At 31.8% G+C, this 1650-nt stretch carries 1 protein-coding gene and 1 pseudogene; one reads left to right on the top strand and one right to left on the bottom strand.

The window, feature by feature from the left end; all coding sequences use genetic code 11:
- Nucleotides 1–571 (top strand): annotated as a pseudogene (locus KQI94_RS15940) (IS30 family transposase); the annotation flags it as partial.
- On the opposite strand, the gene KQI94_RS15935 reads toward KQI94_RS15940, so the two are convergent.
- Nucleotides 563–1650 (bottom strand): HEPN domain-containing protein (locus KQI94_RS15935; RefSeq protein WP_216454637.1); only part of this gene is annotated, 1088 nt, incomplete at its 5' end. The pseudogene KQI94_RS15940 and the gene KQI94_RS15935 overlap by 9 nt on opposite strands.

Below are 1650 nucleotides of genomic sequence, written 5' to 3'. Positions count from 1 at the left end.
ACAACGTTCTCGACAAACTATTTATAAGGTCTATCGTTTTCTTAAATCTGGTGGAAGCGCAATGAGCTACTATAAACAATATAAGAAAAACAAACGTAACTGCGGAAGACATCCGATTATGTTATCAGATGAGCAACAGGAATACATTCAAAAAAAGGTGGCTCAAGGGTGGGCTCCTGATGTCCTTATTGGTCGAGCGGAGTTTCCTATTGCTTGTTCGGTACGTACACTGTATCGAATGTTTAAAGATAAAACCTTTGACACTCACGATTTACCAATGAGTGGAAAAGAATTCTCGAATTGGAAAAAGATTAGTAATACCAACGATATTTCAATTTATTTTGCGGATCCAGGAACACCTTCTCAACGAGGATTGAATGAACATTCAAATGGCTTATTATGTAAAGATGTTTTATATAAAGCTATGGATTTTAATGGTGTATCTGAAACCTTTATCCAATCGGTGGTATCAAAAAGAAATCACATTCCAAGGAAATCATTGAATTACAAGACACCGTTAGAAGTATTCTTGAGCTATTTAGCTGATGATGATTTGTCTAACTTAATTTGACATTTGAGAAGTATTTAAAATTTTTGTTGCCATATATAGATTTTCTTTTTCAAAAATGGGTTGATATTTGCTTTTATCCTGACTGCCATGTGTTAAGAAATTTCTTGTATTCACGCACGCTCTCACAAATCTAGTTTTAGAATCGGATAGTGACTTAGATCTGTATAAGATAGTTTCCTTTAGAATAGGGTTCGGAACAACTTTTAAGCTTTCTTTTATTCTTTTCGAGAGTGTTTCTTCTCCCGTATAATTTATTCTTTCAGAAAAGTATTTTCTGACGGGCTCTTCTGCCCCTGTTACAATTTCCATGAGTTTTTTTCTCATAAACACAATTTCAGGGCCTTCTATCTTTTCTTTCTCCAAATATATTCGATGAAAAATTTCTACATTTCTACAAGCATTGAGAAACTGTGTTTCTAAAAAGGATGTAAGTTGTAAGTCTCCTACATATGTCTGTATAATAGTCTCTAAATCTGCATAAAATGCGAACCAATTATTAATATATTTTGATAAATTATCGGCTATTGTGGCATAAGGAAATAGCTCATAAGGTCTAAGCTTTCTTGATTGAACTTTAGCATTCTGCCTGACATACATCCTATATTTTTTTCCAATAACTTTGTTACCTATATTTATCGATCCATATTCAAACTCTATAAATTTGACAGGGAGTTCAGAACCAAATAACACATAAAAAAATTGAACTACTTTATATATACATTCATATACTTCATCTAGATTCTTTCCATTATCAAAAATTAATGTATAAAAATTTTCAATACGAATACTGATATTGATATTTTCAATTGATTTTTGCTGGCTATATACATAATTTTCTTTTAGTGAGCCTTTTATTTCCTCAATTCTATATTCTCTCAACGGAATTTTTTTATGCCAAATCATATATACGTCTTTAGAATGGTCATAATCACTATTCCATATGGGAAGATTCATCCACTCATTTAATTTATAGAAACTAAATGAAACTTTTTTTATGCAACTCTCTTGGGGCTTCCCAAAAAAGTCAGGACCTATAACTATTTTTTCGCAAATTATGGTAGCGGAACCAAAAGCACCTA

The sequence above is a fragment of the Enterococcus sp. S183_ASV_20 genome (assembly GCF_018919685.1).
GTDB lineage: Bacteria > Bacillota > Bacilli > Lactobacillales > Enterococcaceae > Enterococcus > Enterococcus faecalis.
The sequence above is the reverse complement of the archived record's forward strand: the minus strand, read 5'-3'. Positions and strand labels throughout refer to the sequence as shown.